The organism is Endozoicomonas sp. 4G, assembly GCF_023822025.1.
In the GTDB taxonomy this organism is placed as follows: domain Bacteria; phylum Pseudomonadota; class Gammaproteobacteria; order Pseudomonadales; family Endozoicomonadaceae; genus Endozoicomonas_A.
Genome location: NZ_CP082909.1, coordinates 1017856 through 1032308 on the forward strand (window position 1 = coordinate 1017856; position 14453 = coordinate 1032308).

Consider the following 14453-nt stretch of genomic DNA (forward strand, 5'->3'; position numbering starts at 1 on the left):
ATTATAGTGGATTACCTTTGGGTCGACTGAGTAAAACCTGCCGGGGTGCAGGTGTCGTGTGAACATGGCACGGTTGTTAACTTAAAAGGTACTGGTTGGTGTGCTTAGGGTTGTGGTTTGAATCATTAATAATAAGGGGGTGCTGTCCTGTAAAGTCTCATCAATGTGAGTGGTCCGCGACGAATTAACAGCCATATTCTGAGATGCTTCAATATTGACTGCCGCATCAAAGTGTTCCAGAAGAGCCACAGAACTGGGGTAGTGGATAAGATAGGCTGAAGACAGATGGGGGACTACCAGAAATTGAGAAACCAGGAACTCAGCCTGATCGAAATTTTGCTCTAACAACGACTGCAAAAGCATTGCCCGTTGATGTTTAGTGAGATCAGGAAATCGATAATTTTCTTTTTGTAACAGCATAGCCAAAAGGTTAGGAGCCAGTCGGACCCAGCGTCTCAGGTCATAAATCTCGTGATAAGACCCGTAGTCACCTTGGGTAATGACCGGGAACCAGACACCCTGTGTCGGCACCAGCAAGGTCATCAGCTGGGCATCGCCAAATTGTTGCAGTCGGCCTAGCTCCGATTGACCGGAAGAAGCTGAATGGATAATGACATAGTTATTGACTACCGCTGAAATTAAGTCAGCATCAATCCCCGATAGTAGCCCAAGCTCTTGCATCAGTTTTTGCTGGTCAGGATGATTCTGAATCACGGAATAAATCTGGCGAAGGTTATAATGCATCATCTGCCTTACTTTTTTCTGGTCCCATACGCCTACTTGGCTTGTCCGTATACTCTGGTTGAATATCTCGGCAATGGACGAGTACATACAGTTACCATCGCCATTAACTCTTATCAGCTCAAAACCATCGGGGACAGGGTTAAAGGAGTAATCGGGTTCAAAAAACTGTTTTTTGGGGTATCCCTTTTCCATCTCTTTAAATAATTGCCCTGCTAGTTTCCTGATGTGTTTGTCTTCTTTCATGCAACCATTGTGAAAAGGTTTTACCAGCTTTTCTTTTGGTTTGCCTGTGGTTCTGTTTGTTGTACGCCCTTTTCCTCTTATGGGGCTTTTAGTCTCATAAACTTTATTACAACGGTAACAGGTTTGCCTGAAACCACCTTTCCCATTCGGCACATTAACCAGAAGCTCTGGAATAGTTTTCCTGAATGAAGAGATTAATTCATCCGTTTTTTCTTGACTGAAAAAATCCGATTTTTGTTCTGTGTTTTTCAGAAAAGTCAGGAGTGAAGCTTTTACCTCTTTGTTTTTTGTTCGGCTTCCGTAATTTTTCAAAATACTTAAAATAAACTGATTTAAAAATTCTTTGCTTTCGAAGTCCAGGTCGCTGGAGTAATACTTAGCTGTAGGCAACAAGTGATTCAAAATCACTGGGATGATATTTTCCTCACTATCAAAAGTCTTACGTGTATTCTTGATATCAATTAGAAGGGATTTTATCTCATCATTATTAAAAGAAAGATTATGCAAAGGGTTGAAAGACTCTTTATACAAAGGGTTAAAGAGAGTTTTTGTGAAAAGGAAATCAGCAATTTTTAATACATCAAAAGCGGCAACAATACCTTGTTTGTTGGAAGCATAGAGATCCTTCAGGCTAAATGCCTCCGGTTTTTCTATAAGTTGTTTGATTATTCCAGAACTTGCATCAGATTCGTTATAGGTCAGAGTCCTGACACATATTTCAATAAGGTAGTTTAAAATAATACGATAAATAATTCCTGACTTATTTGGGGTGTCCATTCTGGATAAGCGTGTCAGGCCTGGAGTTAAGCGTGGAAGAAAAAAAATCAAATCCTCGATGATATTTTCGTCAATAGTTCCACTAATGACACTTTCAAAAAAAGCATTGTTATTCTTAGCAACTGAGTAATCATCATGGTTTATAAGGATAGACATCTGAATTCTTTGTAAAAAAAATTCCAAATGGACTTGACTGAGTAACCATTTGTTTTCCTGCGGTGTTGATAATGCGCTGATAATAATGTCATTACCCAGATTTGAAACGGAGGCTTTTTTTAGATCATTGGGAATGCTGAATTTATATCTTGATAAGTCATACATTGACATCAAAGCAAATCTTTTTTGAACTTCTGACATATCATCTCTAACAGTGGGTATCCAGACATTGCTGGGACCTTCAGGTGTAGCGCCTCCTCTATAGCGTTCTGTTGTCTTTTGCGTATCTGAAGGCAAAAGAAGTTTGTGTCGAAAAAACATAGTACTAGCTTTTGCCTGCTTCTTATTTTCAAATAAATGTATTTCCCATTTTATGGGTTTGCGCGCATTTCTTTTGTGAATTATACCGCACTGCATAAGGTGGCATGTATGTTCTGGGACATAATAGTTAGTTGCCTGGTGTTTAGCAGAGTCAAACGCCAGCCTTTCATAACCAGGAACGTTAACAACCACCGTCAGGATATCATGCTTTTTCTTCCATTTTGTATTACCCTTCTTTATGCCATGCAAAACTTTTAGAACATTAGGCTGGTCGAGCTTTTTATTTTTATAATAAACGACGGGCACAATATCTTTTGGTATTATAAATCCTGACTTTCTCCTGGCTTCATAGATCAGATCATAAAAGTTTTTAATCGAAGCGTAGTCAAGCTCTACAATCTCAGCTTCATTATACATTTTAACAGGCAAGAAAATATCAGTCCTTATTGATTCTGAATCCAGCTCAGCCTCGGTCAAGTTATCAAAAACTCGATCTTCTTCATCTTTTATTCTTTCACCCATACTTTTTTCTATCTTGTTAGAATCCGTATCTATACAAACAGGCGTGTTAACTTCTTGTTGTGTTATATGAGTTGCATTCATTATTTCTTTTATAAAATTATCCTGGGGTGTGATTACAAGCCAATCAAGCAAAAAAACATCTTTTGTTTTTGTATTGATGCAATCTGTTACGGAATTGATAATATTCAAAATCTGTTTTTCTACAGACAAATCGTCTGGGAACTCATTGTGCAAGTCCAAGGTGTTTCTTTTATATCGTCGATATTTATGATGTAGAGCAAAACTTTTGTTAAAAATAAGGGGGAGCTCTGGTGAATATCTAACGTCAAAATCTGGTTCTTTCTCGTCATAGTTGTCAAAATTAAATACTATTCTAAAAAATGCATCTTCCCACAGACCACGGGCTGCGATAAAGTCAAGAGATACCTCAAACATATCTTTATCATTGATGCTTAAGCTAAATTTTTCCGGATAGTGCTTATCAAGAAAGGCTCGAAGTCGATTAACGGCAATATAAATCTCTCTGGCTCTGGATGCAGGGTTTTTTATGGGTGATCGTCTTAGGTGGTCAAAATAAAAATCGGGTAAGGGTGAAATTATCTTATCTCCATCCTTCAAATGTACATTCCGAATCATATTGACATTGGTAAAAACAAATTCTCCATTACGTAGCAGATATATTTTTTTATGGAAGACATTGCCAGATAGAGATTCAGATAGAATATAATTTTGTTTGCTATTTAATGTCTTTATAGCAGTTGGAATTGGTTGTGAATTAATCCGATTTTCATAGAGGATATTTATCCAGGCTATATTCTTTGTAGGCTCTTGCTCAGTTATTCCACTTTCTGATAACAATCTGTCGGCATAATTAGTAACAAAGCTGGCTGCGCTATTGTTTACTTTACGATCATAATGAATCATTGCCTGAACAAGGTTAAAAGACCTTAGCGGGGTATAAGGTATACCAAATTTAGCCGTTTTATCAGTAGCCTTAATACCCATTTGCTTAGCTATTTTTTTATTTATGGTTACGAAAAAATGTTTTATTTTTTTTAGTTTAATGGCTGACATAGCTCTATTAATATAAGATTCAGCTTCTGTGTATAAATCATGTTCTTTAAGTTCCAGATCCAGTTTTTCATACTCTTGAAGGGTGAGCTGTTTTAGCATGCTTTTTTGGTCGTCGTTCAGCGCAAGAGCACTAGCTGACAGCAGGGTCATTAATAAAACGATAAAATTCATACTTGGCAATCCTTACACTATCGTACTTAAAACTTTCTATATTGAACGTCAATGGTCTAGTACGCCTTACTGGCTGAGAGCTGCGCCGAATGAATAGTAGCTTGTTTTAAAAGCACCTGCCTGCCAATGGCAGCAGGATCAAGCTTGATTCTTTTATTACTGCCATTGTTAGCAGGATCTGCAAAAGTTACACCAATCTGAGTGGTTTGTGGCGGATCAATTACGATAGGCTGAGGCGTTTCAATGCTGACTGCTGCATCAAAGTGCTCAAGAAGAGCCGTTGAACTGGGGTAGTGGATAAGATAAGCAGAAGACAGGTGAGGGGCTGCCAGAATTTGAGAGAGAAAGCATTCAGCGCGATCGTAATTTTGCTCTAACAACCACTGCAACAGTGTTGCCCTTTGATGTTCAGTGAGATCAGGAAATCGATAATTTTCGTCTTGTAACAGCATAACCAAAAGGTTAGGAGCCAGTTGGATCCAGCGCCTCAGGTCATAAATCTCATGATAAGACCCGTAGTCACCTTGGGTAATGACCGGGAACCAGACACCCTGTGTCGGCACCAGCAAGGCCATCAGCTGGGCATCGCCAAATTGTTGCAATCGGCCTAACTCCGACTCAGCGGTAGGGGCTGAATCGGTAATGATATGCTGATCGAGAACCGCTTGAATCAAGTCAGCATCGATTCCCAATAGTAGCCCGAGCTCTTGCATGAGTTTTTGCTGGTCAGGATGCTCCTGAATCGCGGAATGAATCTGGCGAAGGTTATAATCAATTATCTCCCTTACTGTTTGCTGGTTCCATATCCCGGTTGGTGCTGACTGTCCACTCCGGTTGAATATCTCTGCAATGGACGAGTACATACAGTTACCATCGCCATTAATCCTTATCAGCTCAAAACCATCGGGGACAGGGTTAAAGAAATAATCGGGTTCAAAAAGCTGTTTTTTGGGGTATCCCTTTTCCATCTCTTTAAATAATTGCCCCACTTGTTCCCTGATGTGTTTGTCTTCTTTCATGCAGTCTTTGTGAAAAGGCCTTATTAGCCTTTCGTTTGGTTTATCAGTGGTTCTGTTTTTTGTACGGTCACTTACTCCTATGGGGGTTTTAGTTTCATAAAGTTTACGACAATGGTAACAGGTTTGTCTGAAACCACCTTTTCCATTCGGAACATTAACCAGAAGCTCTGGAATATTTTTCCTGAATGAAGAGGTTAATTCATCCGTTTTTTCGTTGCTGAAAAAAAACGATTTTTGCTCTGTGTTTTTCAGAAAATTCAGGAGTGAAGCTTTTACCTCTTTATTTTTTGTTCGGCTTCCGTAATTTTCCAAAATGCGTAAAGTAAAGTTATTTAAAAACGCTTTGCTTTCGAAGTCCAGATCGCTGGAATAATACCAGGCAGCAGGTAACAAGTGATCTAAAAACAGTGGAATGGGATTTTCCTCGTCATCAAAAGCTTTATGCATATTCTTGATATCAAGTAGAAGGCCTTCTTTTTCATTTTTATTAAATAAAAGGTCGAAAGGCTCATTCTGAAAAGGGTTAAAGAGAGTTTTTGTAAAAAGGAAATCAGCAATTTTCAATACATCAAAAGCAGTAGCAATACCTCTTTTGTTGGAAGCATAGATGTCCTTCAGGCTAAATGCCTCCGGTTTTTCTATAAGTTGTTCGATTATTCCAGAACTTGCATCAAGTTCGTTATAGGTCAGAGTCCTGACACATAGTTCAATCAGGTAATTTAAAACAATGCGATAGATAATTCCTGTCTTATTTTGATTATCCATTTTGGATAATGATTTCAGGCTTGGAGCTAAGTGTGGAAGAAAACATCTCAAATCCTCGATGACACTTTCGTCAGTATTTCCACTAATGAAACTTTCAAAAAAAACATTGTTTTGCTTAGCAACTGAGTAATACTCATGACTTATAACAAGAGACATTATTATTCTTTGCAGCAAAAGTTCCAAATTGGTCTGATTTAGTAACCATTTATCGTTCTGCGGTGTTAATAATGCTTTGGTAATGATGTCATTACCCAGAGTTAAAACCTGTCTCTTAGTCACAAATTCTATACTTGGCTTATCCTCTCTGAGATGAGTCAAGATCATGCTTCCACTACCTCCTCAACAATGGGCTGAACATACTTTCGAGTGCGCAGAATTAGGTGATAAGCGTCGTACAAAGAGACTAACCCAAGTAGCTGCTGAACTAGCTGCCCACACGGGCTCATCTTTAGCCTCCTCATGTGAAGGCAACCTTGCATTGGTTGAGGGTGCCTATCGGCTTATTGAAAATGAAGCTGTAGAGCCGGATGCTATTGCAGAAGCCGGTTTTCAGGCGACCGCACTCGCTGCAAACGATGCACAACTCTTGTTAGCCATTGAGGACAGCACCACTCTCAGCTACACACATTCCACCAGGTCAGAGCTGGGCAATATAGGCGAGTCAAAAAATAGCAAATCCAGAGGCATTTGGGCTCATTCAGTGATGCTTATTGATGCTGATACTGAGCGAACAGTGGGTTTGATTGATCAGCAGCGCTGGATTAGAGACGATGAAGAGCGAGACAAGCGGAGCGCCCGTAAACAGCGACCTTACGAAGAAAAAGAAAGTTTTAAATGGCAGCAGTCTTCTGAAAACATCAAGCACAGGTTAGGTGCCCAAATGACCAAGGTAGCTAGTGTCTGCGATCGGGAAGCGGATGTTTATGAATATATCCAGTACAAGCTGACTCACAACCAGAGGTTTGTTGTCAGGGCAACACAAAACCGAATTTTGATTGACCATGACCTACTTCTTTTTGATGCCCTGGCTGAAGAGCCAGCCTTGGGAACTTATACGATTAAAGTGCCTCAGCGTGGAGGGCGAAATGCACGTAAAGCACGCAAAGTAACTCTGGAAGTGAAGAAGAAAACCGCTACGATTCAATCACCCCAAAGACCGGGTGGGCGTTTGGCTCCAATAACTGTCAACGTTTTGATTGCAGAAGAAATCAATAATGACACTGAGGATCGGTTGCGCTGGATTTTATTAACTTCTGAATCAGTAGAAACATTTAAAAACTGTCGTACAGTGCTGAGATTTTATGAATTGCGTTGGCGTATTGAAGAGTTCCATAAAGCGTGGAAAACCGGTACAGGTGTTGAGCGCCTGAGAATGCTGTCCGCCGGTAATATGCAACGTCTGGCAGTAATACTGATGTTTGTAGCGGTCAGATTATTGCAAATCAGGGAGGCTCTGATTCTGCCTTATGACAGGAAGGCAAAAGGTGGCAAAACATGGAATGAAAAGACGCCAGCTAACAAAGTTGTGAGTGACGAGGAATGGAAAGTTCTCTGGATCACATATTATGAGGGCAAAGCTCTACCTAAAAAAGTACCAACACTGGCCTGGCTACTCCAAACCATAGCGAAAGTAGGTGGCTGGTGTGACTCTAAACGAACAGGCATTCCCGGATGGTTAGTTGTTTGGGAAGGCTGGGCGAAACTGCAAGACCGTCTCCACACCTACCGGGTGACAAAGGGTGTGGAGATCTGACTAAGAGACAGCGCTTCAGCGGGGGGATGTAAGCAACGAATCCGCCAAGATTCGCTATGCACAATGTTCGAAGTCGATCAGGGTTGTGCTTCTAGCGCTTAACCTTTTACAGCCCTTCTTAATTGTTGTGCTGGTTATTGTAGTTTTACCTTCTATATCCATCAATACAGCATATCCTGTAGACATTCTACCCTTGATGAATCCTTTACCCTTTTGTGTATTTACATAGTCGAACTTTTTAATGCCAAACAACTTGCCAACAGGAATTTTCTTTTCTGATCTCTGCCCTTTGTGTAACTGATAGTCACCTTTAGAGACATGAACTTTCTTATACACAATTGGACTCGGTTCAACCAACTCCCCATGTTCACAGCAAATAGCTGCAGCATCATTGAAATGGGTTTTGGGTAATTTTAAAATCGTTTCACGCTTGAATTTTGTCTCATACCCAAAGGTTTCTTTGAATGACCAGTTTTTCTTTAGCGCTTCCTTGATGATGCTGACTTGGGTAGCGTGTTTAGTCTTGCTTTTCTGACCCTTAATCTCAAATTTCCCATCGTGTAAATCCTTGTGGCACCTTTCACATAGGGTTATTAGGTTACCAGGCTCATCTGTTCCACCATTTGATCGAAATACAATATGATGAACGTGTAATTTTTCACTATGCTTAACCTTCTGTTTTGAATGACATTTGTATCCATCACGATCAAGGACATAGGCTTTGACGTTGTAATAATCCTTCTGTTTTCCTTCCTGATAGCCCCTTCCCGACACTTCAGGGTTGGTTATCTTGTGAATGTCAAAACTGGCCGTTTCTACATTCCATCGGGTAACAGGTAAAATCATTTCAACCTGTTTCTTTTCCCTGAAATGGGACTGAACCTTAGACTTCACTGAAGGTGGAAGCCTTCCGAACATGGTTGGGTTTTTCCTGTTCAAAAATCTGGGCTTTCTGTATCGGGTTTTTCTGTTACGTCTATTGCTCCGATACATTCTCCTTTGATCCATTTTTTTCTTAATATCGGTTCTAAGCTTGACTTGAGACTGATATACAACCTTGCCATTAGATATAGCAGCACAGCCGATAACCTTAGAGCCAGTATCCATACCAGTCACTACAGTTTGCTTATAGCCTGTAGAGCCAAACTGTAGTTGTATGGTGAATGGTGTCCTTGAAACAACCTTAGCCTTACCCTCTTTCAAGAGCTTTCTAGCCCGTTGGGGCTTGCATGGCATTAATGGTTCACCATTCTTGTTGAGTACGTAAACTAGCATTCAGTCTACCTCCTTCGAGTTGTGCTTACGCTGATTTGTAGGATCAAACCAGTTTCAGACTTCCTTTCGACCAGTTATAACGGCTTCGCAATGTGGTTGACTGTCTATAACCCAATAAGACTGTTTACAGAGCCACGATAGAGCAAGGAACTAAGGCGACATTCCAAGGTATCTACATCCGAAATAACGTTTACTATTTTTGCCTCTCCTAAATAGTGGTCTAGTCAACAAGGGCTTTTACAAGCCCGTTCCTTTAGGGACGGGTAGTTGACTGGCGTGAACGATGCCACCGGGGTTGAAGTAGACGATCATGAGAACTGGAACCAGCCAGCGCAGGCCGAACCCCAGCAACCACAAAAAGACTGGCGGCAGTTGTTGATAGAGTCGTTGCAAGGGGGTGGGCAACAACCTGCTGCTGCACCATCGCCGCCTGCTTATGGGCCTTGAGTCGTCGGCACTACTTGAAATACCAGTTGATGACGAAGACGCTGATAATGGTGGTAATCAAACCGAGGAAAGTAATGACGTATTGCCGGTTGAAGGAAGCCATTTCAGTGCGAACACCCGCTATCTCGGTATGCAGTGCTGAACTGAGTGCCTGATAGCTGCGCTCACTTTGAAGTTGTACTTGCATAATGGCTTCTTGCAATACCAGGATATCTTTTTTACTGGCATTGTATTCCGGGTCAAGAGAAGCACTGACCTTGCTGGCCAACTCTTCATCAATACCAATACGTTTTAATTCTGCAAATAATGACTTTTCCATAAACACCTCAAAACAACAGAACCATAGCATAGTTCAGAGGTAACACTATGACCAAATGAAGACCGTGCCAACCACTCTCCGATCGTGCATCCTGAGCGGAGTCGAAGGGCGCTCAGGGTGAACGGAGTTTGGGTGCCATTGACAGAGGGAACTCGTCAATGCTGGATTCAGAAATTAAGCACCGGGGCTCTGGTAACCTCCGCACTTGAAAAACTTTCTGTAACAGGCCCCTAAAACATCGCCAAGGGTCACCCAGTGGAACCATCCGGTGCATCTACCGACCTGGGCAACCGCAAAATAGGATGCAGCCGTACCCGCCACAGCCGCTGCACCATAACCAATCCAGAGTCCGGCTTCGGAAACCGTGTTTTTCCAGCTCTGGCAACTGCCTGTCAGCTTGTCAAGATAAGACCGGGTTTTGTCACACTCGGGCTTTGTCAGCGCCGAAATATAATACTGCGGGTAGATATATTGCCATTCAGAGCCACTGACGGTGCAGGGTAATGTCTCTGAACCGCTATCCTGCCCATCTTCCTGGCCCTTTAGCAAGGCCGTTCGGATTGCCTCACGGCCAAGACACTTTTTCATTGCCTGAATATCAACCCGTGAAGCCTTGTCGAATTTGGTGGTAAAAATAGTACGTTCCCACTGGAATACCGTTTCTCCTGTTGAGGCATTGAGCGCACAGCCGCCGAGGCAGTCAATGGGGTGGTTTTTACAAACCGTTTCGCCATTGGGGCAGCGTTCATCGAACATAATGCCATTGATGTTTTGTTCTGCAACCGGATTTGCTGCGACCAAAGCAGCAAAAAGGCTTACAGAAAGTAGCACAAGATGGTTAATCAGGAAGTTGACCATGATTATTTTTTACTCCAATTGAAAAAAGTACAAAGATAAGTTTGCATCGCTTATAGAGGCTGATTAAAAATGGCACAAAACCAGCCTTATTCAATTTGGAGTAAAAATTTTTATTGCACAGGCTTAGGGGGAATGATCAGGGTTTATATATATTTTCCTGTCCGATTTGAAGTGGTATTATTTCCATCCAGAGACTCTTCTGAACTTCTTCTGGCCACTGACTTATATAGGCTCTGATAAAACTTCCCTTTGATTCCCTTGATATATCATTTTCGACCGTTTTTTCGAACAGCCGATTCAAATCACTACGCACTTCAGACGGTTCCAGAACTGAAGCAGAAAGCCCGATGGTATCAATCAGAGAGAAGCCCGATGCTTCATCATAAAAAACATTATTGAAATTCAGGTCATGATGAACCGCTCTGGAAAGGGTATCCAACCCATCGAAATCCGAAGCTCTGTGACGCAGGTGAAATTTCGCCAGAACTTGCCCAAACTCCCGGAACAAGGCATTAAGGTTGACCTTGCTTGAAGGTTGACGGGACTCAGCCACCCAATCATGGAGTGAGCGCCCCTTCACAGCTTTGAACAGGGAGTGCATACGGCCCTCGACCAGTCCACTCCACTCTTCAAAACCCAGGGCCAGCGGCTCTTCTTCAGGTATAAAATAGCATTCAGCCACTTTCAGCAAGGGGGCAATCAACAAGCCATGGTTGAGATAGCCTTTGAGAATAAATGACTGGTCGTTGATCTGTATTTTGTGCAACGAAAACACCGAAGGAGAAAGGGTCAGTAATTTCAGGAGGCCCATGAATTCATCTACTCTCATGCTGTCCATCAGCTTCTGGTAACTCCCATGATGCACAGGAAGCTGTTGCCACTGGCTGGCGTTGTTCCCTGGCCAACGCCAGTTGAAATAGTCTGCCAGGTCAGCTTGCCAGTCTTTGCATGCCATGGTCGCAGGCTGCATGTCGCCCGTTTGCTTTAATAGTTCCAGCGCTGTTTTGAAGTTTTTACTGGCGATCAGGGACTGACAGAACTCAAAGTCCAGTTTCGGCTTCCAGCGTTCAAAGGGCTCAATATTGCAGGATTTATCATTCCCCGATGCTGGCAAGTGCGGTTTTTCAGACCATGCAAAATAGCTCGCTGCGGATACCAGCAGGTCGACCAAAGGCAACCGATGGCCTGCGGAGTCAGCGCATGGCCCTGTCTGACAACTTTCTGAAGATTCTGAGGAGAATGACTGTGGCACCTGCAACAGGAGCAGAAGGGTCAGCAGAATGGAAAGTATCTGTCTGTTGGCAAAACGAATAGGTGGCATAAAATACTCCCGTCTCAGATCTTGGTCATTCTTTGACCCTAATCGTTCAAGGGAGTTCAACAACTATCGAGCGTCGTCCAATTATTATGATTTGTGCTACCAGCCTGAATGGGTGCCCGGATCAGCAAAAAAGAGGGTCTTTAACCCCCGTTCTCCAATTTAACCTCGACATCTTCTGGCAGACTGTCATCGGTTTTTGGCTGATCCAGGGTGCAGACCCAACCCCAGCTTTCTTGTTTTTTTATAAATTCCGAGGCTCGGTCTTCGCAATAACCTACAGTGTAACTGGCGTTCCAGAGCGTCTCTTCCTGTCGGCCTTTGGTGTAGCGAACTTCGCAGGGCACACTAGACTCACGTTGCAGATAGATGACACTGACCTTTCGTTCCTGTTTGCCATAGGTGCAGGTATATGAGTAATTATCCGATGCAGAGGCCAGTCCGGTCATACCCAGCCCAACCAGAATGGCCAGAGAAGCTTTGTACATAGGGGATTTATCCTGTTAGAAGTCAGAGTTCACCACTCTACCACAGCCCCTGCCAGAAACCGAAGATTCTTGGAGGAACACGATAACTGGCAGGAATAAATCGGTAGATGAGCTCACTTTCAGGCCATCTTTTCCTGTCAGGAAGCTCGGCGAGTGGTTTTTTTTCGGCGGGTTTTCTTCTTGAACCGGTTGGCTGATGCCGGAGGCAGTCCCTGTACATTAATGCTTCCTGACTGCCCGGCCTCCTGCAGCAGCTGAACCAGTTGCTGTTCAAGCTCACTCATAAAGGTCTGGTAAGATCCTTTTTTCTCGACGATTTGATTCAGTGAGGCTTCCCAGCGAGCGGTCATATCAGGGCGGCTGACCGGCTCTGGCAGTGCTTTTATCAAGGCTTTCCCGGTTTCGGTGGCATGAATATTTTTGCCCTGACGGGTAAGGTATTGGCGATTGAACAATAACTCGATAATGCCTGCCCTGGTCGCCTCCGTACCGAGACCGTCGGTCTCCTTCAGCACCTTCCTGATCCCGGTATCCTTTACATAGCGGGCAATACCGGTCATGGCTGACAGCAGGGTGGCATCGGAAAACGGCCTGGGTGGCTGGGTTTGTTTTTCTGCCAGCTCAGCTTCCTTGCACAGCAATGTCTGCCCCTGCTGCAACTCCGGCAATCTTTGACCGTCTGCTTTATCCGGCTCTTTATCCGAAAAGTTATCTGGAGAGGAGGACGGCTTACGGGGAAAAATGGCTTTCCAGCCTTCTTCCTGAACTTCCCTGCTGCTGGCGGTAAATAACCCACCTTCTATAGTGACACTGACTTTTCGGGCTAAAAACCGATGATCCGGATAAAACTGTGCCACATACTGTCTGGCAATCAGGCGGTACAAGCGACGCTCCCGGTCGGCCATTTTATACAGATCGGCTCTTCGGGTGGTGGGGATAATCCCGTGGTGTGCGCCCACTTTGCTGTCATTCCAGGCTTTGCTTTTGCGCTCAGGTAATGCACCGTCCACGGCGCTGGCCAGTTTTTCATCATTGCTGCGGATCGCTGCCAGCACTTCCGGTGCTTCCCTGAAATGCTCTACAGGCAGGTAACGACAATCCGAACGGGGATAGGTCACCAGTTTTTGCTCATACAGTTTTTGACAGATGTCCAGCACCTCCTTGGCACTCATCCTTAACTGTTTTGCAGCATCAATCTGAAGCACAGAGAGTGAATAGGGTAACGGTGGCGATTCCTTACCCGGTTTTTTCTCCAGCTTAGTGACGGTGCCCTGTTTGCCCTGAATCCTGCTGACAACATTTTCTGCCAGCCGACGATCCAGCACTCGCCCCTCGTCATCCATCCAGGGCTGACAGGCTTCACTGGGTTGCCACCTGGCCTTGAAGCACTCCCCCTGATCGGTGATCAACAGGGCAAAGACCTCGAAATAAGGTTTGGGTTGAAAATGAGCAATATCTTCGTCCCTTCGCACCACCAGACCCAGTATCGGAGTCTGTACCCGACCGACTGAAAGTAAACCGCCATAACCTGCTTTTCTGCCGAGCACGGTATAGGCACGGGTTAAATTGATGCCATAGAGCCAGTCGGCACGGGAGCGAGCCAGGGCAGAAACAGAGAGAGGTACAAAATCCGAATTGCTTTGCATTCGGTCAAAGGCTTTCTTGACTGCGGAACCATTCAGATCATTTACCAGAAGACGACGGACGTTTTTCCTGCGGGTTTGTGAAAGCTTGAGATAATCCAGTACTTCATCCACCAGTAACTGCCCTTCCCTGTCCGGGTCTCCGGCATGAACGATGACATCGGCGGTTTTTAACAGCTTACGAATCACCGATAACTGGGAGCGGGTGTTTTTGCGTGGTTGCAGTTGCCACTGCTGGGGAACGATGGGCAGATGTTCAAAACGCCATTGCTTATAGGCTGGATCATAGTGTTCCGGCTCAACCTGCTCCAGCAGATGACCTATACACCAGGTGACAACATCACCGGATGCTGTCTCTATATAGCCATCCTGTCGTTTATGGGGCCGGGGCAGAACATCGGCTATGGCTCTGCCCAGACTGGGTTTTTCGGCAATAATTAAACGCATCAGGTCTACAAAGGTTCCATCGGATCAGTGCTACATCGGCCTATGATATGTTTCTTTCGGTTTGTGTCATAGCCGTTTTTAACCCCCGGTAAGCCGACAGCCCTCTTGTTGCT

10 protein-coding genes are annotated in these 14453 nt (G+C 43.8%); 2 read left to right on the top strand and 8 right to left on the bottom strand.

Going from position 1 to position 14453, the window contains the following annotated elements:
- Positions 1 to 81: 81 nt before the first annotated feature.
- Positions 82 to 4008: a hypothetical protein gene (locus K7B67_RS03850; protein WP_252179059.1), complete on the bottom strand. Its 3927-nt coding sequence runs from the start codon at positions 4006 to 4008 to the stop codon at positions 82 to 84.
- A 56-nt stretch (positions 4009 to 4064) separates the two neighbouring features.
- Entirely contained in the window at positions 4065 to 6110 is a 2046-nt protein-coding gene (locus K7B67_RS03855) for a hypothetical protein (RefSeq protein ID WP_252179060.1), read from the bottom strand.
- A gap of 4 nt (positions 6111 to 6114) precedes the next feature.
- On the opposite strand from K7B67_RS03855, the gene K7B67_RS03860 reads away from it, so the two are divergent.
- On the top strand, positions 6115 to 7545 hold the full coding sequence (locus K7B67_RS03860) for an IS4 family transposase (protein ID WP_252179061.1): 1431 nt from the start codon (positions 6115 to 6117) through the stop codon (positions 7543 to 7545).
- Between the two features lie 54 nt (positions 7546 to 7599).
- On the opposite strand, the gene iscB is transcribed toward K7B67_RS03860, so the two are convergent.
- A complete protein-coding gene (gene iscB / locus K7B67_RS03865; RefSeq protein ID WP_252179062.1) occupies positions 7600 to 8820 on the bottom strand; it encodes an RNA-guided endonuclease IscB in 1221 nt (406 codons plus the stop codon).
- Positions 8821 to 9087: 267 nt separating this feature from the next.
- Between iscB and K7B67_RS03870 the strand changes: the two genes are divergently transcribed.
- A complete protein-coding gene (locus K7B67_RS03870; RefSeq protein WP_252179063.1) occupies positions 9088 to 9267 on the top strand; it encodes a hypothetical protein in 180 nt (59 codons plus the stop codon).
- A 10-nt stretch (positions 9268 to 9277) separates the two neighbouring features.
- Here the strand turns inward: K7B67_RS03870 and K7B67_RS03875 are convergent, their stop codons facing one another.
- From K7B67_RS03875 to K7B67_RS03895, 5 genes are all read right to left on the bottom strand, one after another.
- Positions 9278 to 9586 (bottom strand): hypothetical protein, encoded by a 309-nt coding sequence (locus K7B67_RS03875; RefSeq protein ID WP_252179064.1) that lies wholly within the window; start codon positions 9584 to 9586, stop codon positions 9278 to 9280.
- A gap of 174 nt (positions 9587 to 9760) precedes the next feature.
- A complete protein-coding gene (locus K7B67_RS03880) occupies positions 9761 to 10444 on the bottom strand; it encodes a hypothetical protein (RefSeq protein ID WP_252179065.1) in 684 nt (227 codons plus the stop codon).
- A gap of 136 nt (positions 10445 to 10580) precedes the next feature.
- A complete protein-coding gene (locus tag K7B67_RS03885; protein WP_252179066.1) occupies positions 10581 to 11765 on the bottom strand; it encodes a hypothetical protein in 1185 nt (394 codons plus the stop codon).
- Between the two features lie 140 nt (positions 11766 to 11905).
- Positions 11906 to 12250 (bottom strand): hypothetical protein, encoded by a 345-nt coding sequence (locus K7B67_RS03890; protein WP_252179067.1) that lies wholly within the window; start codon positions 12248 to 12250, stop codon positions 11906 to 11908.
- Between the two features lie 137 nt (positions 12251 to 12387).
- Complete coding sequence (locus K7B67_RS03895; protein WP_252179068.1) at positions 12388 to 14340, bottom strand: DNA topoisomerase III; 1953 nt, start codon at positions 14338 to 14340, stop codon at positions 12388 to 12390.
- Between the last annotated feature and the right edge of the window lie 113 nt (positions 14341 to 14453).